This is a genomic window from Streptosporangium sp. NPDC000396, from assembly GCF_042898655.1.
Lineage (GTDB): Bacteria > Actinomycetota > Actinomycetes > Streptosporangiales > Streptosporangiaceae > Streptosporangium.
On sequence record NZ_JBIAZA010000012.1, the window covers coordinates 1 to 21,938 of the forward strand.

Here is a 21,938-nt window from a genome sequence, read left to right on the forward strand (position 1 = left end):
TGCTTTCGACACGTCATCAGTGGTTCACTCGCGTTCGCCTTCCCGGTCCCCACCTGACGCCTCGCGGGCGCCTTTTCCTCATCGCTCACCACGACAGTCTTCAGCCAACGCAGCATGAGGCGGTTTGAAGCCTCCCTCCGCAGGGCGGCTCCGAAGGGCCACAACCTTCATCGTTCGAGCAGCATCGCTCCAGATCATTCGCCTACATCGAACTCTCCTTCACGTTCAGGACACACGAATACGGCAGATTGACTCTCGGGGAGGGACGGAACGATCAGTGGCGCCAGCGTGTGCAGGAAACTGCGCGCTCGTTTGCGTCCGGTCGCGGCTATCCGTCCAGGATCTTCAGCATGGCGGGCAGCGGATGCCGGACAGGACCCCGGCCGCCCATAGCGAGGCTATGGGCGGCTCCTCCTTACGGGGTGTCTTCTGTGGTCATCACCCGCGACGGACCAGCCCTCGGGACACTGTTCAGGTCAGAAACACGATCAGACCGATCACGAGCAGCACGGCGACTGCCAGGATCGCCACGATAAGGCCGGTCCGACCGAACCTCCGGCGGATCAGGCGAGGGTTGTGTGCCATGGTCGCTCTCCTTTCTCATGTACGGCTTTCGCGGACGGCGTTCTCATGGACGGTGTTCTCATGGACGGTGTTCTCATGGACGGTGTTCTCGTGGACGGTGTTCTCGTGAGCGGCTTTCGGGGACGGCTCTCGCGGATGGCGGCGGGCGCCGGAAGGTTTCAGCGGTCGGGATGACCCGCGTTCATGGCGCTCCCCGCTCGCTCAACTCCCGCTTGCGCCGCAGCAGGGCCGCGCGCCGGGCATGAGCGCGTACGGCGAGCACCACCGCCACCACGACGAACACGGCGTTGACCGCCAGGATCGGGAACACGCCGGTGCCCCGGGTGGCGGCGATCACCACCATGACCACCGTCATCAGCAGTGCGGCGGCCAGGGCGAGCCAGGCGGCGATCACCCGGTCCAGAGCGAACAGCGGCGCCCGCCGCGTGATCGCCCAGGCGCCGTAGCCGGTCCACGCCAGGCAGAACAGTGTGAGCAGTGCGAAGGCCAGATGAGTACGGCCCGGCAGCGGCCCGGGCTCGGTGGACCACAGGGCCGTCACGAAGATCGATCCGGTCAGCCCGGTCAGCAGGGCCGCGACGGCGCGGATCCGCCGCCGGGGGGACAGGATCGGTGACAGCCGACCGATCATCTCCTCCGCCCGTGGGCGAGGCTCCTCATTCACGGCCGTATCCCCTCTCCGTCAGATGGTCGTACAGCAGGCGACGGGCCCGGTTGAGCCGGGACTTGACGGTGCCGACCGGGATCGCGCAGATCTCGGCGCAGTCCTCGAGGGAGAGATCCTCCAGGTAGAACAGGACGAGGATCTCCCGTTCCCGCACCGGCAGACCGGCCAGCCCGGCGATCAGCTCAGCACGGTCCACCACGGCTCCGGCCGGGTCCTCGGCGACCGGTTCGTCGTCCGGCCGGATCTCGGCCCTGCCGTACTCCTCACGCAGCCGGTTGGTCACCGCGCGTCTGGCGATGGTGAACAGCCAGGGCGCGAACCGGCCGGGTTCCGTCAGCCGGGGCAGCCCCCGGAACACGGCGAGCCAGATCTCCTGGGTCACGTCGTCGGCTCGTTCGCCGTCCAACATGCGCCGCACGTACGTCCACACCGGTTCGTGCCAGGCCCGGACCAACTCGGCGAACGCCTCGCGCTCACCGAGCTGGCAGCGGACCACAAGCAGCTCGTCGGTCATCCCGGCCTCCCGTCACCCCATACAGTCGGAGAACACGACCACCAGGTTCACGACATCGGCGCGAAACATCTGTCAGGCGAACACGATGTTCCGTTCGGGCGCGTCCGGGGCGACGAAGGCGAGCAGGTGCTCGGCTTCTTCCCGCACCGCCGTGGCGGTCGCGGCGGTCAGCGGCCGGAACGGGGAGATGAGCAGCGTCGAGTTCTTCACCGACCAGGTTCCGTGGACGAACCCGTCGACGAGGAAGGTGGGCAGCACCATCGCGCCGCCGGGCATCACCTTCTTGCGGTCCTCGTCGCTGATCACCCGGGTCCGGTCGGCGTGCCCGAGGAGGATGTTGTCGAAAGCGGGCAGAAAACGCACCGGAACGGGCATGCCCGCCTCGGCGAGCGGCGCGCCGGGCAGGTCGAAGAGCTCCTTGCCCCGCTCGTCACGGAAAACGCGCAGCTGGGAACGCATTCCGTCGACCACCTCGCGCAGCCGGGTGAGCCCGGACCAGGCCTGGATGTCCATGACACCGGCCGGGCCGAAAGCCGCCAGATAGCGGCGGATCATCGTTTCGACGTGCGACGACGCCTCCAGAGCCCGGCCGAGCCACTCCTCCGCGAGGGTGACGGAGATGGCGCGGTTGCCCCAGCCGCCCCAGGCACCGGTCTCCGGCGGGTGCACCATCGGCACCTGGAGCTCCACCGTCCCGGCGAGCACGCGCCCGTCACGGCCCGGGTAGCGCTCGGTGAGCAGCTTCGCGAGCTGTCGGCGGGGAAGCGTCTGGCCCGCCACCAGTTCCCGCCCGGCGCCGGCGATCTCGGCGAGGTCCAGCCCGGCGGCCTCCCGGGTGAAGTACGCCGCCCGCGCGGTGCGGTTCAGGACGGGCTGAACCGTCGGGCGCAGCCAGCGGTAGTCGTCGCCACCGGCCAGATGCTGGGTGCTGCGCAGCATCGTGGAACGCACCACGCGACGCTCACGGAGCAGGACCTCCAGATCGTCGTGCCGGAAACCGGCCAGCCGGGTCCACAGTCCCACATACGGCCAGTTGGGCTCCTGCCCCTGCAACGCGACCAGATGCTCGACGGCCTGGAGCGCGGAGTGGGAGGTACGGCGCGTCAGCAGCTGGCGTTCGAGCAGGGTGCGGTTGAGGGCTCGCTGGGAAAGCACGGGCACGTCAGTCACTGTCGGCAGACTCCTTCGATAACGTTCGACCAGCGCCGGGCGGCGGCCCGGGGCCTTCATCACCGGGGACCAGCGCCGGGCAACCCGGGCCTCCTCACCGGAGGCCGGCGCCAGTCGGCCCAGGCCCTCCATCGCCCGAGACGGATACCAGGCCCGCGCTGTCCGGGTCCTTCATCGCCGGGGAGGAATGCGGGCCCGCGCTGCCCGCGCCCGTTCCTCCCCGCCGAATCCACCGAATCCACCGAATCCACCGAGTCCACCGAGTCCACCGAGTCCACCGATGTTCGTCGCTCTCCTCATGTCGATCGGCTCAGCGAGGTGTTTCCGGACTTCGCTTCGTCCCGAGATCACTCTATGCCTGATATAGGTCACTTTCTGACCTTAATTTCCGGCATGCTGAAGATATGGCGAACACGAGCTCACGAACGCTGCGGCTGCTCTCCCTGCTGCAGAATCACCGCTACTGGCCGGGCGCGGAGCTGGCCGAGAAGCTCGGGATCTCCGCCCGCACCCTGCGCCGCGACATCGACCGGCTGCGCGAGCTGGGTTACCCGGTCGAGGCCCACCGCGGCGTCGACGGCGGCTACCAGCTCGCCGCCGGCGCCGCCATGCCCCCGCTGGTGCTCGACGACGAGGAGGCGGTCGCGCTGGCCATCGGGCTGCGAGCGGCCGCCCAGGGCGCGATCGCCGGCATCGAGGAGTCCTCGATCCGCGCGCTCACCAAGGTCGTGCAGGTCATGCCGCCGCGGCTGCGCCGGCGGGTCGACGCGCTGCGGGCGGTGAGCGTGGCGTGGGACACCGGGCCGACCGTCGACGCCGGAGTCCTGGCCTCCATCGCGCAGGCCTGCCGGGACGAGGAGCGGCTGCGGTTCTCCTACACGGCGCGTGGCGGCGAGCAGACCTCCCGCCACGTCGAGCCCCATAGGCTGGTGGCGCTCGGGCGCCGCTGGTACCTGGTCGCCTACGACCTGACCCGGCACGACTGGCGCAGCTTCCGGCTCGACCGCCTCAGCGACCCGCGCAGCACCGGGGCACGCTTCCACCCGCGCGAGCTGCCCGGCGGCGACGCGGCGGCGTTCGTCCAGGCCGGCAGCGACAAGCTCGCTCCGATGTACACCGTCGAGGCGCTGGTGCACGCCCCCGCGGCGACGGTCCGCTCCGTGGTCGGCCAGTGGGGAGAGGTCGAGGAAACCGGCGACGACCGGTGCCTGCTGCGGATGACCTCGGCCGCGCTGGACTGGCCGGCGCTGGCTCTGGGCGGCATGGGCGCGGAGTTCGAGGTGCTCGGCCCGCCCGAGTTCGCCGACTACATCCGCGAGTGGGGCACCCGCTTCACCCGCGCGGCCGACGGGTGAGCGGACGCGACGCACCTGACCGGCATCCGCGCGATGAGGGTCCCGCCTCCCGACAGTCTCCGTCCTGACAGTCCCGCCTACCGGCGGCCCCCGTCCTGACGGTCCATCGTCCTGAGGGTCCCGCCTCCTGACGGTCCCGCGTCAGACCACGCGATGGCCGCGCTGCCAGACCGCGGAGACCAGCGGGACGCCGGGACGGTAGGCCAGGTGAACGTGGGAGGGCGCGTCCAGCAGCACGAGGTCGGCACGGGCGCCCGGGGCGATCCGGCCCACATCCGTACGGCGAAGCGCGCGGGCACCGCCGAGGGTGGCCGCCCTGACCGCCTCGTCGGGGGTCATGCCCATCTCCCGCACCGCGACGGCGATGCAGAACGGCATGCTCGTGGTGAAGCTGGACCCCGGGTTGCAGTCCGTGGACAGGGCCACCGTCACCCCCGCGTCCAGCAGGCGCCGGGCGTCGGGGTAGGTGGCCCGTGTGGAGAACTCCGCGCCGGGCAGCAGCGTGGCGACCGTGTCTCCCGAGGCCAGGGCGTCCACGTCCGCGTCGGTGAGGTGGGTGCAGTGGTCGGCGGAGGCGGCCCCGAGCTCCACGGCGATCCGCACCCCGGGTCCGTGCCCCAGCTGGTTGGCGTGAATCCGGGGAGCGAGGCCCTTCTTGATGCCCGCCTCCAGGACGGCCCGCGCCTGGTCGCCGTCGAAGGCGCCCCGCTCGCAGAAAACGTCCACCCACCGGGCGTGCGGGGCGCACCTGTCCAGCATCGGGCCGGTGACGAGGTCCACATAGGCGTCGGCGTCCAGCTCCGGGGGAACCACGTGAGCGCCGAGATAGGTCACCTCGTCGGTGTGCTCGCCGGCGATGCGGAGCGCGCGAGCCTCGTCCTCCACGGTGAGCCCGTAACCGGACTTGCACTCGATGACCGTGGTTCCCTGGCGCAGCGCCTCCGCCACCAGCCGGGCGACGCCCGCCGACAGCTCCGCGTCGCTCGCCGCGCGGGTGGCCGCCACCGTCGTACGAATCCCCCCGGCGGTGTACGGCACGCCCGACATCCGGGCGTTGAACTCGGCCGTGCGGTCTCCGGCGAAGACCAGGTGGGCGTGCGAGTCGACGAATCCGGGGATCGCGGCCCGGCCTCCGGCCTGGTGGACCTGGTCGGCGTCGGGCGCCTGGGAGGCCTCCCCCACCCACGCGACCGAGGATCCCTCGAAGACGACGGCGGCGTCCCGGATCACTCCGAGCGGGCCCTCGCCCAGCGACGGGTCGTTGGTGACCAGGCTGGACAGGCCGGTGACGAGCAGGCTCACGATTCCTCCAGTCGGGCGATGGCCGTGCGCAACGCCGATGGCACGTCGGGCACGAGCTGGTGGACGCCGTGCCGTACGATCATCCGGCCTGCGGCGACGACGTCGCGGACGTCGGCGGCGGTGGCCGCGAAGACGGCGGTCTCCGCGCCGGTCAGCGGGCCCGCCGTACGGACCGAGTCGAGCGAGACGGTCACCAGGTCGGCGATCGCCCCCACCTCCAGGCGCCCCGCCTCCGGCCAGCCGAGCGAGGCGTGCCCGTCACCGGTCGCGGCGCGGAGCAGCTCGGCGGCGCTCCAGTGACCGCGGCGGCGGGTGCGCAGCCGCTCGTCCAGCTCCATCCCGCGCGCCTCCTCGAACAGGTCGATGACGGCGTGGCTGTCGCTGCCCAGCGTGAGCCGCGATCCGGCTTCCTGGAGGTCCTTCGCGGGCCCGATGCCGTCGGCGAGATCGCGTTCGGTGGTGGGGCACATGCAGACGGTGGTGGCGGTGCCGCCGAGCAGGGCGATGTCGCCGCCGGTGAGGTGGGTGGCGTGCACGGCGGTGGCGCGGGGGCCGAGAACACCGTGGTCGGCCAGGAGCCCGGTGGGCGTCACGCCGTACGCCTCCACGCATCCCTCGTTCTCCGCGGGCTGCTCGGACAGGTGCACGTGGATCGGGGCCTGCCGCGCGTCCGCCCACGCGGCGACCGTGCCGAGCTGGGCGGCGGGGACGGCGCGGACCGAGTGGATCGCGGCGCCGACGCGGGCGTGGTCGCGCTCCTTCAGGGACTCCACGCGTTCGGCCCAGGCCGAGGCGGAGCCGTCGCTGAAGCGGATCTGGGTGCTGTCGGGCTCCGCGCCGAACCCGGACGACAGGTAACAGGTGTCCAGCAGCGTGATCCGGATGCCCGCCTGGGCGGCGGCCTCGATCAGCGCCTCGCCCATCGCGTTGGGGTCGGCGTAGGGCACGCCGCCGGGAGCGTGGTGAAGGTAGTGGAACTCGCCCACGCAGGTGATCCCGGCGAGGGCCATCTCGGCGTAGACGGCCCGCGCGAGGTCGAGGTAGCCGTCCGGGTCCAGGGCGGAGGCGACCCGGTACATGGTCTCCCGCCAGGTCCAGAAGGTGCCGCTGCCGACCTGGGTGGCACCGCGCAGCGCCCGGTGGAAGGCGTGCGAGTGCGCGTTGGCCAGGCCCGGGACCACCAGGCCGTCGAGGATGACGGCGTCCGCCGGAGCGCTGCCCGCTCGCAGCGACACGATGCGGCCCGAGGCCACCTCGATGAGGACACCTGACTCCAGGGTGCCCGTCCAGGCGTGACGGGCCCAGAAACGACCGTTCACAGCAGATCTTCCAGGACGTCGGTCAGGGCGGCGACCCCGGCCAGGCAGTCGGCCTCCTCGGCGTGCTCGGCTGGAGAGTGCGAGACGCCCGTGGGGTTGCGCACGAAGAGCATGGCGGTGGGGACGGCCGAGGCGAGGATGCCCGCGTCGTGCCCGGCCCCGGTCGGCAGCACGGGGGGTCCGCCGAGCACCCGGGAGAGGCGGTCCCTGAGCGGCACGTCGAAGTCGACGACCGGCGTGTAGGACTCGCGGGTGACCTCCGCTCCCTCGGCCGCCTGAATGATCTCCTTCACCAGGGTGTCCAAGGTGCCCGAGTCCGCGGCCCGGGAGTCGAGCCAGGCGGTCACCAGGGAGGCGATCGCGTTGGTCCCGTTGGGTTCGACGCGGATCTTGCCGAAGGTGGCGAGGGCCCCGGCGATCCGGGCCCGCTCGCGGGCGGCCAGGACGGTGGCCGCGTAGCTCAGCATGGGGTCGTGGCGGTCCTCCAGGCGGGTGGTGCCCGCGTGGTTGGCCTCGCCCCGGAAGTCGAACCGCCAGCGGCCGTGCGGCCAGATGGCGGAGGCGACGCCCACCGGGTGCGGCGTGTCCGCGAGGTGACGGCCCTGCTCGACGTGGAGCTCGACGTAGGCGCCGATGCGGGCGAGTCGCTCGTCGTCGCGGCCGACGGCCAGGGGGTCGTGCCCCGCCCGTTCCATCGCGTCGGCGAGGGTGACGCCGTCGCCGTCCCGCAGCGTCCTCGCGTGCTCGGGCGACAGGGCGCCCGTCATCAGCCGCGATCCGACACAGGCGACACCGAACCTGGCGCCCTCCTCGTCGCCGAAGTTGACGATCGCGAGCGGGCGCTCCGGTCTGACGCCCCGCTCGCGCAGCGCGTCCAGTGCCGCGAAGGAGGCCACGACGCCCAGCGGTCCGTCGTAGGCTCCGCCGTCGGGCACCGAGTCCAGGTGGGAGCCGGTGACGATCGCGTCACCGGCGGCGGGGTCGCCGAGCCAGGCCCACTGGTTGCCGTTCCGGTCGACCTCGTAGGTCAGGCCCCGCAGCCGCGCCTGCTCGGCGAACCAGGCGCGGCACTCGCCGTCGGCGGCCGTCCAGGCGTGGCGCCGGTAGCCGCCGGTGGCGTCGTAACGGCCCGCCGGGAGCAGCTCCCGCCACATCCGGCGGAAGCCGTCCTCGACCTGTTCCGGGGTGACGGTCATGAGGCCGCCTCCGCCCTTCCCGGGATCGGCGGCCACGTGACCGGGATGCCGCGTTCGCCGATTCCCGCGCTCCGCTCGGTCATTTGTCGCCTTCGCGCATCGGGATGCGCACCGCGCGCTCCTGCGCGACCTCGGACGCCCGGTCGTATCCGGCGTCGACGTGCCGGATGACCCCCATGCCGGGGTCGTTGGTCAGCACGCGGCGGATCTTCTCCCCGGCCAGCGCCGTACCGTCGGCGACGGACACCTGACCGGCGTGGATGGAACGCCCGATGCCGACGCCGCCACCGTGGTGGATCGAGACCCAGGACGCCCCGGAGGCGACGTTGACCATGGCGTTGAGCAGCGGCCAGTCGGCGATCGCGTCGGAGCCGTCCAGCATCGCCTCGGTCTCCCGGTACGGCGAGGCGACCGATCCGCAGTCGAGGTGGTCACGGCCGATCGCGACCGGGGCCGAGAGCTCGCCGCTGGCCACCATGTCGTTGAAACGCTCGCCCGCCCGGTCGCGCTCGCCGTACCCGAGCCAGCAGATGCGCGCGGGAAGGCCCTGGAAGTGGACCTTCTCACCCGCCATCTTGATCCAGCGGGCCAGGGACTCGTTCTCCGGGAACAGCTCCAGGATCGCCTTGTCGGTCTTGGCGATGTCAGCCGGGTCGCCGGACAGGGCCGCCCAGCGGAAGGGGCCCTTGCCCTCGCAGAACAGCGGCCGGATGTAGGCGGGGACGAAACCGGGGAAGTCGAAGGCACGGGCGTAGCCGGCCAGCTCGGCCTCGCCGCGGATCGAGTTGCCGTAGTCGAAGACCTCCGCTCCGGCGTCCTGGAAGCCGACCATGGCCTCGACGTGCCTGGCCATGGACTCACGGGCGCGCTGGGTGAACCCCTCGGGGTCCTTGGCGGCCTCGGCGGCCATGTCCTCGAAGGCGACGCCGAGCGGAAGGTAGGCGAGGGGGTCGTGCGCCGACGTCTGGTCGGTGACGATGTCGATCTCCGCACCGCGTGCCAGCAGGTCGGGTACGGCCTGCGCCGCGTTGGCCTCGACGCCGATGGACAGGGGCCTGCGGGCGTCGCGCGCCTCGTAGGCCAGGCGCAGGGCCTCGTCGAGGTCCTTGGCCTTCACGTCGAGATAGCGGTGCTCGATCCGCCGGTCGATGCTGCGGGGGTCGCAGTCGATGCAGATCGCGACGCCGCCGTTCATGGTGACCGCGAGGGGCTGGGCGCCACCCATGCCGCCGAGGCCGGCGGTGAGCGTGATCGTCCCGGCCAGGGTGCCGCCGAACCTCTTGGCGGCCACGGCGCCGAAGGTCTCGTAGGTGCCCTGGAGGATGCCCTGGGTGCCGATGTAGATCCATGATCCGGCGGTCATCTGCCCGTACATGGTGAGCCCGAGCTGCTCCAGGCGCCGGAACTCCGGCCAGGTGGCCCAGTCGCCGACCAGGTTGGAGTTGGCGATCAGCACCCGCGGCGCCCACTCGTGGGTGGTCATCACGCCGACCGGGCGGCCCGACTGCACCAGGAGGGTCTCGTCGCCCTTCAGCGTGGTCAGCGTGCGGACGATGGCATCGTAGGAACGCCAGTCGCGGGCGGCCTTGCCGGTGCCGCCGTAGACGACGAGCTTGTCCGGATGCTCGGCGACCTCGGGGTCGAGGTTGTTCATCAGCATCCGCAGCGCGGCTTCCTGCTGCCATCCCTGCGTGTTCAGCCCCGCACCTCGCGGCGCCCGGATCGGACCCCGGCCATTCTCCTGAGTCACGCTTCCGCCCTCCCGTGCATCGGCCGCCACCGGCGTGTCAAATAGATATATTCATCTCTATCTCGAATGAATAGTTTTAGTCAATAGCTCTACTCCCTGAAGAGCTCCCTGGACGCGGCCGACACCTCGAAGGCCTCCAGCCGAGCCTCCGCGCCGGGGATCTCGTCACACATCGCCTCCAGCAGGACCCGGCCGAGCATCATGGGCGCGCAGGCGGTGTCGAAGACCAGGTGGGTGCCCACCGCGGCGGTGAGCAGCACGTCGGACAGCTCGGCCACCGGTGTGAAGGCGCTGTCGGCCACGGTGACCACGCTCAGCCCGGCCTCCCTGGCGACGGCGAGGGCGTCCAGCAGCTCGGCCGGATAGCGGGGCAGGGCGAAGCAGAGCAGGGCGCTCGCCCCGGCCGCGACGGCCTGCTCGATCCGGTCGGCGAGCATGGAGCCGCCCTCGTCGAGCAGGCGCACGTCGGAGTGGACCTTGGAGGCGAAGTAGACGAAACCCGTCGCCTGCGCCGCGGCCGCGCGCAGGCCGAGGACGAGCAGCGGCCGTGAGGCCGCCAGCAGCCGCGCGGCCTTGGTGACCGGCTCCGGATCGGCCAGCATCCCGGCGAGGCGCTGGAGGTTGGCGATCTCGGCGAGGATGGCCCGCTGATGCTCGTTCGGCGCCGTGTCCTCGGTCTCCTCCTCCCGCGTGCCCGGGGAGCCGCCCTCGGGGAGACCCAGCTCGCGCAGCTGTTTGCGCAGCGCCGGATATCCGTCGAAGCCCAGGGCCATCGCGAAGCGGGTCACCGACGGCTGGCTGACCCCGGCCAGCTCGGCGACCTCGACGCTGGACAGGAAGGCCGCCTCGGCGGCGTGCTGGACCAGGCAGTGCGCGATCCGGCGCTGCGCCGGGGTCAGCCGGTGCCCTTCGAACAGACGCAGTAGGCGAGGCCCGGCGTCGTCAGGGTTCATGGGTCTCCTCGGAAAGGTCGGGAAGGGACCTTGTAGATGTGTTCGCCACTTCGGTGTCACAGGTCGGCGAGCTGGTCGAGCAGCGTAGCCGCGACGGCGACGTCGGCGGTGAGCGGACGATCCTCCATGGACCGGTCGAGCGTGGCGTCGGCGAGGGAGTAGGCGCGGCCGACCGGCAGGGACACGTCCCGCCACGCCGCCCCGCCGCCACCCCGCCCACCTCGCGCGTCACGCTGCCGCAGGGCCCGGACCGCCGAGACCAGCTCGCAGCCGAGGACGAGGCGGTAGGCCGCGACCGCCCGCAGGGTCTGGCGCGCGGCCTGCGAGGCGAAGCTCGCCGACTCCTCCACGCCCCGCGACAGTACGGCGTGGCCCAGCGACGCGGGATCGGCGGTGTTCCGCAGCTCGGCGAGGGCGGCGTTCATGCTGTATTCGAGAATGAGCACGCCCGATCCCGCGGACGCCTCATCGGCGAGGAACGGGCGAAGACCGGTGATCTCGGGCTCCACCAAAGCCGCGAGCCGCGCGGTGGACAGCTGGGCCGTCTGCAGCAGCGCCAGCCGCACATGGTCGAGCACGAGCGCCAGGTGTCCCGAGTAGAAACCTCCGTGGTGATAGGCGGCCGGGCCTCCGCCGGGACCGTCCGGGCTGATCAGAGGGTTTTCCGCGGCGGCGTTGAGCTCGACGGCGAGCACGCGTTCCAGCTCGTCGCGGGCCTCCAGCACCGGGCCGTGAACCTGCGGGAAGCACCGCAGGCCGTACGGGTCCTGAATGCGCCCGGCCGGCGGGGCGGGCCTGGCGGGGGCCCCGATCAACCGGCGGATCTCGGCGGCGGCCCGGACATTGCCCGGGTGCGGGCGCGCGGAGTGGACCGGCTCGGCGAAGGCCTCATGGGAGCCGCCCACGGCGAGCAGGGATAGCGCGGTGACCACGCACGACGCGTGGAGAAGGCGTCCCAGGTCGTGCCCGGCCAGCGCCGCCTGACCCAGGGTCAGGGCGTTGCTGCTGATCAGGGCCAGGGCGTCCCCGGTCTCCAGCTTCAGCGCGGGCGGCGCCGCCGTACCCCCGTGCCAGGGGTGCTCGCCGGCGAGGGCCAGCCCCAGCTGGGACAGTGCGGACAGGTCGCCGGTGCCGACGGCGCCGTACTCGTTGACGGCGGGGTGCACCCCGGCGTCCAGTGCCGCGGCCAGAGCGCCGACGACGGCGGGCCGCAGACCGGAGCCGCCGGCCAGTAGCTGGTTCAGCCGGATCGCCAGCATGGCCCGGACCTGCCGGGCGGGGAGCAGCTCACCGATACCGCCCGCGTGACTGCGCAGCAGCCGCAGGCCGTGCAGGTCGGCGTCGGCCGGATCGACGTCGACCGTGCGGTTGGCGCCCACGCCGGTGCTGCGCCCGTAGACCCTGCCCGCGGCGACCAGCTCACCGGCTCGGCGCCAGGAGTCCCTCACCTCGTCGAGCGCCCGCGGATCGATGACGACCCGTGCGGCACCGTCGGCGAGGAGCGCCACCGCCCGGCTGTCGAGGCTCCGCCCGTCAAGGCGGAGACCCGGCTCGGTGAGCTCGGCCGCCGGAATTCTCTCTCCCGCCATCTGAGACGTCATGGCGCCCCAACCTTCCCGAGCCGCGCATACCCGAGTAACCACCGGTCAATCGGTGACTATCGGCATATCTTCATTCATCAAGAAGAATGCATGACTACATGCAGAGCGGCAAGAGAGGGGCCGACAAGCCGATGCGGTCACCTCACCGAACGGGCCAGCGCATCGGCGATCACGTCGACGGACGGGATGACCGCCTGCGCCAGCGCCGGTGCGGCCGGGATGCGCGCCGGTGGGGCTCCGACCCTGATCGGGGGGCGGCGCAGCGGTATCCCGGCTTCGGCGACGGCCGCGAGGACCTCGCCGCCGACCCCTCCGGTGGTGTGCGCCTCGTGCACCACGACAAGCCGTCCGGTGCGCTCGACACTGGCCAGCACCGCGTCGATGTCGAACGGCTGGATCCATCGGGCGTCGACGACCTCCGCCTCGACTCCCCGGAGGGAAAGGCGATCCGCCGCCTCCAGCACGCGCTGCTGTATCGCCCCCCAGGTCACCACGGTCACATCCGTGCCCGGCCGGCGCACCTGCGCGCCCCCGATGGGCCGCACCTCACCGCCGAGCCGCACGTCCTGCCTGCCCGCGTGATAAAGGGTCCGGTTCTCGATCACGATCACCGGGTCGTCGCACCAGATCGCCGACAGCAGCAGGTCGTAGGCGTCCTGGTGGGTGGCCGGCATGCACACCCGCAGCCCGGGCACGTGCGCGAGGAACGCCTCAAGGCTCTGCGAATGCTGCGCGCAGGAACCGGGAGCCTGGCCCTGCTGCGTGCGTACGGTGATCGGCGCGGTCACCGTACCGCGCGAGATGTAACGGACGTTGGCCGCCTGGTTGACCAGCTGGTCCAGCGCGACCAGTGAGAAGTCCGCCCACATGATCTCGGCGATGGGCCTGGCTCCGAACATCGCGGCGCCGATGGCCCCGCCGAGAATCGCCGACTCGGAGATGGGCGTGTCGAACACCCGCTCGCCGAACCGCTGGCGCAGTCCCTTGGTCACGCCGAAGACGCCGCCCGGGACGCCGACGTCCTCACCGAACAGCAGGGCCTCCGGCCGTTCTTCCAGCGTGCGGTGCAAGGCCGCGTTGACGGCCTCGGCGTAGGAGAGCCGCTTGGTCAGCTCAGGCATGGAGATGCTCCAGTACAGTCGTCGGATCGGCCGGTGGATCGGAGAGGGCTCGTCGAGACGCCTCCGCGATCTCCGCACGTATTCGGCCGGTGCACTCGTCCAGCTCGGCTTCGGTCACGCCGACCCGCCTGAGCACCTCCAGCAGCCGGGTGATCGGCTCCTCGGCGAGCGCGCGATCGAGCTCTCCCGCCGGCCGGTAGAGCTGCGCGTCGCCGATGTAGTGCCCGACGATCCGTTGCGTCATGGCCTCCAGCAGCACCGGGCCCCGGCCGGCCCGTGCGCGGTCGGCCGCCTGGGCGACCGCCTGCTGGACCGCGTGGGGGTCGTTGCCGTCGATCCGCGCACCCGGCATGCCATAGGCCGCCGCGCGCTTGAACAGTTTGTCCACGCGCACCATGTCGGCGATCGGTGTCAGCTCCGAGTAGTGGTTGTTCTCCACCAGGAAGATCACCGGAAGCCCGCGCACCGCGGCGAAGTTCATCGCCTCGTGCACCGCCCCCTGGTTCATGGCGCCGTCGCCGAAGGCGGCGAGAGCGACGCGACCGGACCCGTCGAAGGTGGCGGCCAGCGCGGCACCGGCCGCGATCGGCGCGCCCGCGCCCACGATGGAGTTCTCGCCGTACATGCCGTGATCCGGAGCCGTCAGGTACGCCGACCCTCCGCGGCCGCCGTTGATCCCGGTCTCGCGCCCGAGCAGCTCGGCGAACAGCCGGTATGGGGGCGCGCCGCAGGCCAGCGTCCATCCGTGCCCGCGATAGGTGGGGAAGACCGCGTCCCGGCTCAGGTCGAGCGCCGCGCAGGCCCCGGCGTAGACGGCCTCCTGGCCGTTGCAGAGATGGACCGAGCCGACCACGTCGCCCGACACCCGCAACCGGGTGACTTCCTCCTCGAAGAGCCTGATCCGCTGCATCGTCTCGAAAAAGCCGAGCAGGGCGGCTGTTTCAGGCATGGGGATACCCACGCTCCTTTCCGGTGAAGAGATCTCGCCGCCGTTCAGGCGGTGTTCGTGACGCCTCAGGTGGTGTTCGTGACGCCTCAGGTGGTGTTCGCGGCGCTCAGTCCGAGGCGGAGGGCACCGTCAACCGGCCGGTGCGCAGCAGACCGGTCGCCATCGAGGAGGCCTCACGCACTTCGGTGGTCAGCCATGCCTGCCGCTCCCGGAAGCGGGTCGCCGGGACCGACACCGTGAACGCGCCGACCGGCGAGCCGGAATCATCGAAGAACGGCGCGGACACGCAGGACACGCCCTCGTCGAACTCCTCCTGATCCAGGGCATATCCCTGCCTGCGCACCCGTGCCAGCTCCGCGACGAACTCGTCGTAGTCGGTGATCGTTCTCGACGTGACGGGCGCGAGCTCCACGCCCTCGAACATGGCGGCCACCTGCTCCTCGGGAAGAAAGGCCAGTACGGCCTTGCACGAGGCCCGCGCGTGCATGTGCCCGGTGTAGCCGACGTCGAGGTTGCCGACACTGACCGCGTGCAGGCCCGAAAGGTAGTGCTGCAGGATGAGCGTGCCGTGGTACCAGCCGGACACGTATGACGTCTCCTTGGTCTTGTTGTGCAGCCTGGTCAGGATCACCGCCAGCTCCGGCGACGGCCCCGACCGCCGCTGCAGGTGACGGCTCAGCGAGGCCGCGCGAGGACCGACGTCATAGCGGCCGCCGGGAAGACGGACCACGTGCCCGGTCGCCAGCAGCGTGCGCAGCAGGTGGTAGCAGGTTCCGATCTTGATGTCGAGTTTGCGGCTGAGCACCTTCGCCGTGGCCGCGCCATCGGCCGTCGCCACGGCCTCCAGCACCAGCAGACCACGCTCCAGCGTGTGCAACACGGTCTTCGTTTCCGTGTTCTCGCCGCCCCTTCCGGCATCACCCAGCGGCTCGGACATCTGTCACCTCCCTCGGCTGACCAGCACCCCGGTAGGCAAGAACTGTGCGGCACCAACTCGATCCGCGCAGCAGAATGAACTGATTTTTCGATTATCTGAAATTTGGTGGGGGAGCCGGTCGGGCGGTCGCCGCAGGCGCCTAACGTAGGCCGAGTCAGGCCGCCGAAGGGAAGCCCGCGGCGCGTGGGCGCCGATCCCGGCAGGCGGACCCGCCTAAGTGCTCGTAGGTGAAGGAGAAGCCGATGATCCGCCGCTGGAACCCGGACACCGTCGCACCGCCGATCGGCCGGTACAGCCACCTGGCGTCCGTGCCGGAGGGCCACGAGCTGGTGTTCATCGCCGGTCAGGTCGGCGCGCTGGAAGACGGCACCCTCGCGGGCCCGGACGCGGAGTCGCAGACGCGGCAGATCTTCGCCAACATCGAGAGGTTGCTCGAATCCCTCGGCGCCGGGCCGGAGCACCTGGTGAAGCTGCTGACCATGGTCGCGGGCACCGAGCACCTCGGCGGCTTCCGCGCCGCGGTGCAGGACGTGTTCCCCAAGTGGTACCCGGACGGCGACTGGCCCACCAATTCGCTCCTGGTGGCCGCCGCGCTGGCCACCCCCGAGCTGGCGGTCGAGATCGAGGCCGTGGTCGCGGTGCCACGCCGATGACCTCCCGGCCACTGGACCCGGCGCGGTTCCGCGAGCTCTTCCCGGCACTGCGCTCGACGGTCTGGCTCGACACCCCCGGTGCCCCGCCCGGAGCGCGGCCGGTCACGGACGCGCTGCACGAGGCGGTGTCGGCGTGGTCCTCCGGCGAGTTCGACTGGCTCGCCTGGGACTCGGCCACCGACGAGGCCCGCGTCCTGTTCGCGCGGCTGACCGGGGTGGATCCCGCGACGGTGTCGACGCTCGGCTCGCTCGCCGAGGCCGCGGCCACGGTCGCCGCGTCCCTGCCGCCCGGCCGGATCGTGGTGCCCGCCCAGGAGTTCCGCAGCAACCTCTTCCCCTGGTCGGCGCGCCACGAGGTGGTGACCGTACCGGCGCGCGGCGGGACGACCCGGGTGGAGGACCTGATCGAGGCCCTGGACGAGCGCGTCTCCCTCCTGGCGGTGAGCGAGGTGACCAGCCGGGAGGGCCAGCGGCTCGACCTGGCCGCACTGCGGGCCGCCACCGACCGGGTGGGCGCGCGGCTGTTCGTCAATCTGACGCAGTCGCTCGGCGCGCTGCGCTTCGACGCGGCCGGGATACGCCCCGACTATTTCGCCGTGCACGGCTACAAGTGGCTGCTGTGCCCGCGCGGCGCGGCCTGGCTCGTCACCAGGCCCGACCGGCTCGACGAGTTGACGCCCATCGCGCCGAACTGGAAGTCGACGAGCCCGCCGCACGGATACTTCGGCGGCCCGGCGGATCTCGCGGCCGACGCGGGGCGGTGCGACACCTCCCCGGCCTGGTTCTCCTGGGTCGGCGCCCGCGCGGCGCTGCGGCTGCTCGGCGCGCTGGACGCCGAGCAGGTCGAACGGCACTGCCTCGGCCTGGCGGGGCAGCTGACCGAGCAGGCGCGGGCGCTCGGCCTGCGGCGGGTGACGGACGGACCGGCCTCCCACATCGTCGCCCTCCACACCGGCCAGGCGGATCGCGTCGCCGTACGGCTGCGCGAATGCGGCGTGCGGGCCACCGCCCTGGGCGACCGGGTCCGTTTCGGCTTCCACTACTTCAACGACGAACACGACGTCCAGGCGGCCGTCCGCGCGCTCACCTGAGGCGTCCCGGCCCTTCCGGCGCAGCGGATCCCTCCGATCGCACCCCCGGCCGCGTCACCCGGGCTCACCGGCCCGGGCGACGCGGCACCCCCTACAGTCCCGCCCCGTAGTCGAAGGCGATGAGAGCGCCACCGGTGAGCGGGTGCGCGGTCACGGTCGCCCGGACCCCGAACACCTCCTCCAGCAGCGACGGCGTCAGCACCTGGTCCGGCGGGCCGGAGGCGACGATGTGACCGGCCTTCATCACGTGGAGCCGGTCGCACACGGCGACGGCGGCGTTCAGATCGTGCAGCGCGACCAGCGTCGTCGCCCGCTGCTCGCGCAGCAGCGCGAGCAGCTCGATCTGGTGGCGGACGTCGAGGTGGTTGGTGGGCTCGTCCAGGACCAGCACCTGGGGTTCCTGCGCCAGGGCGCGGGCCAGGAGCACCCGCTGGCGCTCGCCGCCGGACAGCGTCGCGAACCGGCGATCGGCCAGCCCCGCCATCCCGACACGCCGTAGCGCCTCCTCGATCACGTTCTCGTCGTGCCGGTCGTCACGGGCGAAGGCACGCTTGTACGGCGTGCGCCCCATGGCCACGACCTCGCGGACGACCAGCTCGAAGTCGGTACCGCGTTCCTGGGGCAGCGCCGCGACCGCTCGCGCGGTCACCTCGGGCCGCTGCCGCCACAGGTCCTGCCCGTCGAGGAGAATCCGGCCCGCGGCCGGGCGCAGGTGCCGGTAGACCGTGCGGAGCATCGTGGACTTCCCGCTGCCGTTCGGCCCCACCACTCCGGCGATCTCCCCGGCCTCGACCAGGAGGTTCACCCCGGACACCACCTCGCGCCCGGACAGTTCCACGGACAGATCGTCGATGGCGATTCTCATGCCCGCTCCAATCTGCGATCCAGCAGGTAGAGGAAGAGCGGCGCGCCCAGCAGGGCGGTGACGACGCCGATCGGGATCTCCTCGGGTTCCAGCGCGGTCCTCGCCACGATGTCGACCACGACCAGCAGCAGGGCTCCGGCGAGCGCCGACAGCGGCAGCAGGCGCCGGTGTTCGGCGCCGGCGAGCAGCCGGACGACGTGGGGCACCATCAGGCCGACGAAGCCGATCGCGCCGGAGACCGACACCATGAGCGCGGTCATGGCGCTGGTCACGACGAACAGTTCCCGCCGCAGCCGCGCGACGTCGATGCCCAGGCTGGCCGCGGTCTCGTCGCCGACGAGCAACGCGTTGAGCGCCCTGGCCCGGGCGAGCAGCAGCACCAGGCCGAGGAGAAGGCCGGTCGCGGGCACCGGCAGCAGCCGCCATTCGGCTCCGCCCAGGCTCCCGAGCATCCAGAACAGCACGCCGTTGGTCTGCTGCTGGTCGTCGGCCTGCAGGATGACGTAACTCGTCAGGCCGGACAGCAGGTGCCCGACCGCGACACCGCCGAGCACCAGGCGCATCGGGGCGAAGCCGCCCCCGCGCCGCGCGATCGCCCATACGGCCACGAACGCGACGAGCGCGCCGAGGAAGGCCGCCGTGGGCAGGCCGAGGCCGAGCAGGGCGCCGGCTCCGCCGTACACGATGATCGTCACCGCGCCCAGGGACGCCCCCGAGGAGATGCCGAGCAGGTAGGGATCGGCGAGCGGATTGCGCACCAGCGCCTGCACGACGGCGCCGACCACGCCGAGCCCGGCCCCCACGACGAGGGCGAGCAGCGCGCGCGGCAGCCGTACCTGCCACACGATGATCTCCTCGTTGATCGGCCAGCCCGCGGGGTCGCCCAGCCCGAACAGCCTGTGCGCCACGATCCCCCAGACCGTGGAGAACGGGATGTCGAGCGGGCCGAGGGAGACGGCAAGGGTCAACGCCGCGAGAAGGGCGACGATCAGGACGGCGCCGACCGAGTACGGCCGCGACCGGGCGGTCGCGGGGCCTCGCGTGGCCTCCCGCGCCGCCGTCGTCACGCTCACTGCCCGGCCGGCACGCGGCCGGGATAGACGACCGAGGCGATCTTCTCGACGGCGTCGGCGTTGCGGACGCCGCCGGTCGTCGTCACCTCCGAGCGGACGCGGATGAACTTCCTGTTCTTAACGGCTCTCAGATCACGCGTCGCGGCGAAGGTGCTCAGGAACCGCTCGGCCTCGGCGAACGCCTTCTCGTCGGCCTCGGCGCCACCGTGGTTGCGGATGCCGATCTGGATCCAGTCGGGGTCGCGCTTGACCACGTCCTCCCAGCCGATCTTCTTGAAGTCGTCGGCGCAGTCGGCGAAGGCGTTGCGGGCGCCGGCGAGTGTGTAGACGGCATTGGCGATCTGGCGGTTGCACGGCACCGTCGGCGCGTCGGTTCCCGCGTCGTAGTCGAAGAAGAACACGCTCGGCCGGTCGCCCTCGGGCACGCCGGCCACGGCCCGCCCGACCTTCGCCAGCGTGGCGTCCATCTGGGAGACGACCTGCGCGGCCTGCGCCGCCCTGCCGGTCAGAGCGCCGAGCCGGGTGACGTCGGCCCGCACGGACGACAGGTCGGTGAGAGGCTTCGAGAGCAGGCCCGCGCAGGCCGTGGAATGCAGCAGGACCCTCTTGATGCCGACCTGGGCGAGTTGCTCGGGAGTGGCGACATCGGCCATGCCGGCCAGCGCGCCCCACGCCTCGATGTAGGTGTCGGCCCCGGAACCGAGCAACTGCTCGCGGCTGATTCCTCTCATCGCACCGCCTGTCGCGTCCCCGCCGAGCGGGGCCACCTTGGCGGCGGCGTCGGCGAACCGATCGGGCAGGTCGCCCTTGGCGGGCGGGAAGCCGGTGCCGACGACCAGGTCCTGGGCGCCGAGCCAGAACAGGATCTCCAGGCTGGTGGCGTTGCTGGTGACGATCTTCGTCGCGGGCCGGTCGAACGTCGTCGTCCTGCCCTCACAGTCGGGTACCTGGATCGGGAAACCGGCGGCCGGAGCCGCGGGCTTCGCCGCGGGGGCGGTGGTCTGGCCGCAGGCGGCCGTCACGGCGAAGGCCAGCAGGGCGAGGCCCAGGGTCATGGGCCGGGAAAACGTGAACACGGGTGGTGACTCCACGGTCGTGACATGAGACAGGGATCGTGCGGCCCTTCGGAGGGACGCGCGGGCATGACCGGGGAACGGCAGGACAGGCCGGACGCTCGAAGGCGCCGGCGAGCACGCTCCGTCGGCCCACGCGGATACACGGCCGGCCCGCCGTGACGCCGCACGTGTCCGGGTCAGCCGCCTGAGGTCACGATCCGAAGGGGAGGGCCGCGCCGCGTCACGGCGTGACGGAGCATCGCCGGGCGGAGAAGCCAGGTCTGGCCGCCGTCCGCCCGGACACCCGCCGGGCCGTGGGCCGGGACCGGGCCGAGGAGAAGCAGTCGCAGCACGCGGACCGCCCAGGCGGCCAGCACACGCAGCAGGCTCCACAGCGCCCGCTCCCCACGTTCCAGCCACCACGCGGTCAGCCACACCGCCCAGGCGTGCATCAGCAGCATGCCGAGTCCGGGACCGCCGGACAGGTGGGCGTCGTGCGGCCCCGGCACCGGGGCGGCCGGAACCTCGGCGGAGCACAGCGCCGAGAAGAGCAGGTGCAGCCCCAACTGCGCGATGACGAGTCCGGCCAGGATCGGGGCGAACGAGCGTTCACGCGCGGCCAGCGGCAGGGCGAGCCCGAAGACCGGCAGCAGGCCCAGGGGGAGGGCGCGGATCTCGACGTGACCGCCGCCCAGCGTGTGCGCCACGGCGGCGAGCCCGACGCACACCATGGCGAACACCGCCGCGCGCGCCGTACGCAACCCCCAGGACCCGAACATGACAGGCGCATGCTTTCACACCCTCCCCACCCTTCCCGACGCGGGTTGCCGATCTTTCCCTCGGCGGGCGGGAGACGCGTTCAGATCTCCTTGAGGATCCGCCGGAGGATCTCGACCGTCGCGTCCGGCCGCTCGGCCTCGATGACCATGCGGTTCATGACGTGCCAGTAGCGCTCGACGTCGGCCGGCTTGTCGAGGTAGAGGGCGCCGGCGAGCTGTTCGAGATAGACCACGTCGGTGAGCTCCCCCTCCGGGAAGCGCAGGATGGTGACGGGCCCGGCCGCCCCGGCGTGACCGCCCGCGTTGAACGACATGATCTGGATGGTGACGTTGGGGAGCTGGGCGATCTCGATGAGGTGCTCGATCTGGGCGCGCATCGTCTCGGGGCCGCCGATGAGACGGCGCAGCGCCGCCTCGTCGATCACGGTCCACAGCTTGGGGGCTCCCGGCTGGTGCAGCAGCCGCTGGCGTCGCATCCGCAGGTCGGTCCGGCGCTCGACGTCGACGTCGGGGGCGTCGCCCCTGCCGAACCGGATGACGGCGCGGGTGTAGTCCGCGGTCTGCAGCAGGCCCGGGACGAACTGGACCTCGTAGGTGCGGATGACGCAGGCCGCCTGCTCCAGGCCGAGGTAGGCCTCGAACCAGTCGGGCACCACGTCGCCGTAGGCGTGCCACCAGCCCGGCTGGTTGGCCTGCTCGGCCAGCGACAGCAGGGTCGCGCGCTCGGCCTCGCCGGTGACGCCGTAGAGGGTGAGGAGGTCGGCCACATCGCGCTGTTTGAAGCCGGTACGGCCCAGCTCCAAACGGCTGATCTTGGAGTGGGACGCCCTGATCGCCTCTCCCGCGTCCTCGCGCGTGATGCCGCGGGCCTCGCGGAGCCGGCGGAGCTGCGCGCCCACCAGCATCCGCAACACCGTGGGTCCGGCCTGCCGGTAATCCGGGACAAGGCTTTCAGCCGGTTCGCTTACCGTCCGCACAGTGCGCAAACTTGCCCCCTATATAT

20 protein-coding genes are annotated in these 21,938 nt (G+C 71.8%); 3 read left to right on the top strand and 17 right to left on the bottom strand.

Annotation, left to right across the window (positions count from 1 at the left end):
• Positions 1 to 766: 766 nt before the first annotated feature.
• From ACFY2X_RS20240 to ACFY2X_RS20250, 3 genes are all read right to left on the bottom strand, one after another.
• Positions 767 to 1,216: a hypothetical protein gene (locus ACFY2X_RS20240; RefSeq protein ID WP_389940013.1), complete on the bottom strand. Its 450-nt coding sequence runs from the start codon at positions 1,214 to 1,216 to the stop codon at positions 767 to 769.
• 25 nt (positions 1,217 to 1,241) lie between these two features.
• Positions 1,242 to 1,766, bottom strand: coding sequence for an RNA polymerase sigma factor (locus ACFY2X_RS20245; RefSeq protein WP_389940014.1), 525 nt, complete (start codon positions 1,764 to 1,766; stop codon positions 1,242 to 1,244).
• Positions 1,767 to 1,838: 72 nt separating this feature from the next.
• Positions 1,839 to 2,936, bottom strand: a complete 1,098-nt coding sequence (locus tag ACFY2X_RS20250; protein WP_389940015.1) for a winged helix DNA-binding domain-containing protein — start codon at positions 2,934 to 2,936, stop codon at positions 1,839 to 1,841.
• 404 nt (positions 2,937 to 3,340) lie between these two features.
• Between ACFY2X_RS20250 and ACFY2X_RS20255 the strand changes: the two genes are divergently transcribed.
• Entirely contained in the window at positions 3,341 to 4,291 is a 951-nt protein-coding gene (locus tag ACFY2X_RS20255) for a helix-turn-helix transcriptional regulator (protein ID WP_389940016.1), read from the top strand.
• A gap of 141 nt (positions 4,292 to 4,432) precedes the next feature.
• Here ACFY2X_RS20255 and hutI read toward each other — a convergent pair whose 3' ends face one another.
• From hutI to ACFY2X_RS20300, 9 genes are all read right to left on the bottom strand, one after another.
• Positions 4,433 to 5,593, bottom strand: coding sequence for an imidazolonepropionase (gene hutI / locus ACFY2X_RS20260; protein ID WP_389940017.1), 1,161 nt, complete (start codon positions 5,591 to 5,593; stop codon positions 4,433 to 4,435).
• Positions 5,590 to 6,912 carry a formimidoylglutamate deiminase gene (locus ACFY2X_RS20265; protein WP_389940018.1) on the bottom strand — a complete coding sequence of 441 codons (1,323 nt, stop codon included), beginning with the start codon at positions 6,910 to 6,912 and terminating at the stop codon, positions 5,590 to 5,592. The genes hutI and ACFY2X_RS20265 overlap by 4 nt, the downstream gene beginning before the upstream one ends.
• A complete protein-coding gene (locus ACFY2X_RS20270) occupies positions 6,909 to 8,108 on the bottom strand; it encodes an allantoate amidohydrolase (protein WP_389940019.1) in 1,200 nt (399 codons plus the stop codon). The genes ACFY2X_RS20265 and ACFY2X_RS20270 overlap by 4 nt, the downstream gene beginning before the upstream one ends.
• A gap of 79 nt (positions 8,109 to 8,187) precedes the next feature.
• Positions 8,188 to 9,858, bottom strand: a complete 1,671-nt coding sequence (gene hutU, locus ACFY2X_RS20275; RefSeq protein ID WP_389940020.1) for a urocanate hydratase — start codon at positions 9,856 to 9,858, stop codon at positions 8,188 to 8,190.
• An 89-nt stretch (positions 9,859 to 9,947) separates the two neighbouring features.
• Entirely contained in the window at positions 9,948 to 10,811 is an 864-nt protein-coding gene (locus tag ACFY2X_RS20280; protein ID WP_389940021.1) for a MurR/RpiR family transcriptional regulator, read from the bottom strand.
• 56 nt (positions 10,812 to 10,867) lie between these two features.
• Positions 10,868 to 12,412, bottom strand: coding sequence for an aromatic amino acid ammonia-lyase (locus ACFY2X_RS20285; protein ID WP_389940022.1), 1,545 nt, complete (start codon positions 12,410 to 12,412; stop codon positions 10,868 to 10,870).
• A 137-nt stretch (positions 12,413 to 12,549) separates the two neighbouring features.
• On the bottom strand, positions 12,550 to 13,533 hold the full coding sequence (locus tag ACFY2X_RS20290) for an alpha-ketoacid dehydrogenase subunit beta (RefSeq protein WP_389940023.1): 984 nt from the start codon (positions 13,531 to 13,533) through the stop codon (positions 12,550 to 12,552).
• Positions 13,526 to 14,482 carry a thiamine pyrophosphate-dependent dehydrogenase E1 component subunit alpha gene (locus ACFY2X_RS20295; protein ID WP_389940024.1) on the bottom strand — a complete coding sequence of 319 codons (957 nt, stop codon included), beginning with the start codon at positions 14,480 to 14,482 and terminating at the stop codon, positions 13,526 to 13,528. Before ACFY2X_RS20295 ends, ACFY2X_RS20290 begins: the two co-directional genes overlap by 8 nt.
• A 106-nt stretch (positions 14,483 to 14,588) precedes the next feature.
• On the bottom strand, positions 14,589 to 15,419 hold the full coding sequence (locus ACFY2X_RS20300; RefSeq protein WP_389940025.1) for an IclR family transcriptional regulator: 831 nt from the start codon (positions 15,417 to 15,419) through the stop codon (positions 14,589 to 14,591).
• A 242-nt stretch (positions 15,420 to 15,661) separates the two neighbouring features.
• Between ACFY2X_RS20300 and ACFY2X_RS20305 the strand changes: the two genes are divergently transcribed.
• Positions 15,662 to 16,072 carry a RidA family protein gene (locus tag ACFY2X_RS20305; protein WP_389940026.1) on the top strand — a complete coding sequence of 137 codons (411 nt, stop codon included), beginning with the start codon at positions 15,662 to 15,664 and terminating at the stop codon, positions 16,070 to 16,072.
• Positions 16,069 to 17,163, top strand: coding sequence for an aminotransferase class V-fold PLP-dependent enzyme (locus ACFY2X_RS20310; RefSeq protein ID WP_389940027.1), 1,095 nt, complete (start codon positions 16,069 to 16,071; stop codon positions 17,161 to 17,163). Before ACFY2X_RS20305 ends, ACFY2X_RS20310 begins: the two co-directional genes overlap by 4 nt.
• A gap of 91 nt (positions 17,164 to 17,254) precedes the next feature.
• Here ACFY2X_RS20310 and ACFY2X_RS20315 read toward each other — a convergent pair whose 3' ends face one another.
• The 5 genes from ACFY2X_RS20315 to ACFY2X_RS20335 form a co-directional block, all read right to left on the bottom strand.
• Positions 17,255 to 18,028, bottom strand: a complete 774-nt coding sequence (locus ACFY2X_RS20315; RefSeq protein WP_389940028.1) for an ABC transporter ATP-binding protein — start codon at positions 18,026 to 18,028, stop codon at positions 17,255 to 17,257.
• On the bottom strand, positions 18,025 to 19,095 hold the full coding sequence (locus ACFY2X_RS20320; RefSeq protein ID WP_389940029.1) for a FecCD family ABC transporter permease: 1,071 nt from the start codon (positions 19,093 to 19,095) through the stop codon (positions 18,025 to 18,027). Before ACFY2X_RS20320 ends, ACFY2X_RS20315 begins: the two co-directional genes overlap by 4 nt.
• A gap of 2 nt (positions 19,096 to 19,097) precedes the next feature.
• On the bottom strand, positions 19,098 to 20,177 hold the full coding sequence (locus tag ACFY2X_RS20325; protein WP_389940030.1) for an ABC transporter substrate-binding protein: 1,080 nt from the start codon (positions 20,175 to 20,177) through the stop codon (positions 19,098 to 19,100).
• A 176-nt stretch (positions 20,178 to 20,353) separates the two neighbouring features.
• Positions 20,354 to 20,935 (bottom strand): MFS transporter, encoded by a 582-nt coding sequence (locus ACFY2X_RS20330; protein ID WP_389940031.1) that lies wholly within the window; start codon positions 20,933 to 20,935, stop codon positions 20,354 to 20,356.
• An 80-nt stretch (positions 20,936 to 21,015) separates the two neighbouring features.
• The gene (locus ACFY2X_RS20335) at positions 21,016 to 21,840 is read right to left on the bottom strand and encodes a helix-turn-helix domain-containing protein (RefSeq protein WP_389940032.1); all 825 of its coding nucleotides are present in this window, start codon (positions 21,838 to 21,840) and stop codon (positions 21,016 to 21,018) included.
• Positions 21,841 to 21,938 lie beyond the last annotated feature (98 nt).

What these genes read in the sequence shown, in the direction of transcription:
- ACFY2X_RS20240 (WP_389940013.1), bottom strand. Translation starts at nt 1,216, where the DNA reads ATGATCGGTCGGCTGTCACCGATCCTGTCCCCCCGGCGGCGGATCCGC.
- ACFY2X_RS20245 (WP_389940014.1), bottom strand. Translation starts at nt 1,766, where the DNA reads ATGACCGACGAGCTGCTTGTGGTCCGCTGCCAGCTCGGTGAGCGCGAG.
- ACFY2X_RS20255 (WP_389940016.1), top strand. Translation starts at nt 3,341, where the DNA reads ATGGCGAACACGAGCTCACGAACGCTGCGGCTGCTCTCCCTGCTGCAG.
- ACFY2X_RS20270 (WP_389940019.1), bottom strand. Translation starts at nt 8,108, where the DNA reads ATGACCGTCACCCCGGAACAGGTCGAGGACGGCTTCCGCCGGATGTGG.
- ACFY2X_RS20280 (WP_389940021.1), bottom strand. Translation starts at nt 10,811, where the DNA reads ATGAACCCTGACGACGCCGGGCCTCGCCTACTGCGTCTGTTCGAAGGG.
- ACFY2X_RS20285 (WP_389940022.1), bottom strand. Translation starts at nt 12,412, where the DNA reads ATGACGTCTCAGATGGCGGGAGAGAGAATTCCGGCGGCCGAGCTCACC.
- ACFY2X_RS20290 (WP_389940023.1), bottom strand. Translation starts at nt 13,533, where the DNA reads ATGCCTGAGCTGACCAAGCGGCTCTCCTACGCCGAGGCCGTCAACGCG.
- ACFY2X_RS20295 (WP_389940024.1), bottom strand. Translation starts at nt 14,482, where the DNA reads ATGCCTGAAACAGCCGCCCTGCTCGGCTTTTTCGAGACGATGCAGCGG.
- ACFY2X_RS20300 (WP_389940025.1), bottom strand. Translation starts at nt 15,419, where the DNA reads ATGTCCGAGCCGCTGGGTGATGCCGGAAGGGGCGGCGAGAACACGGAA.
- ACFY2X_RS20305 (WP_389940026.1), top strand. Translation starts at nt 15,662, where the DNA reads ATGATCCGCCGCTGGAACCCGGACACCGTCGCACCGCCGATCGGCCGG.
- ACFY2X_RS20310 (WP_389940027.1), top strand. Translation starts at nt 16,069, where the DNA reads ATGACCTCCCGGCCACTGGACCCGGCGCGGTTCCGCGAGCTCTTCCCG.
- ACFY2X_RS20315 (WP_389940028.1), bottom strand. Translation starts at nt 18,028, where the DNA reads ATGAGAATCGCCATCGACGATCTGTCCGTGGAACTGTCCGGGCGCGAG.
- ACFY2X_RS20330 (WP_389940031.1), bottom strand. Translation starts at nt 20,935, where the DNA reads ATGTTCGGGTCCTGGGGGTTGCGTACGGCGCGCGCGGCGGTGTTCGCC.
- ACFY2X_RS20335 (WP_389940032.1), bottom strand. Translation starts at nt 21,840, where the DNA reads ATGCTGGTGGGCGCGCAGCTCCGCCGGCTCCGCGAGGCCCGCGGCATC.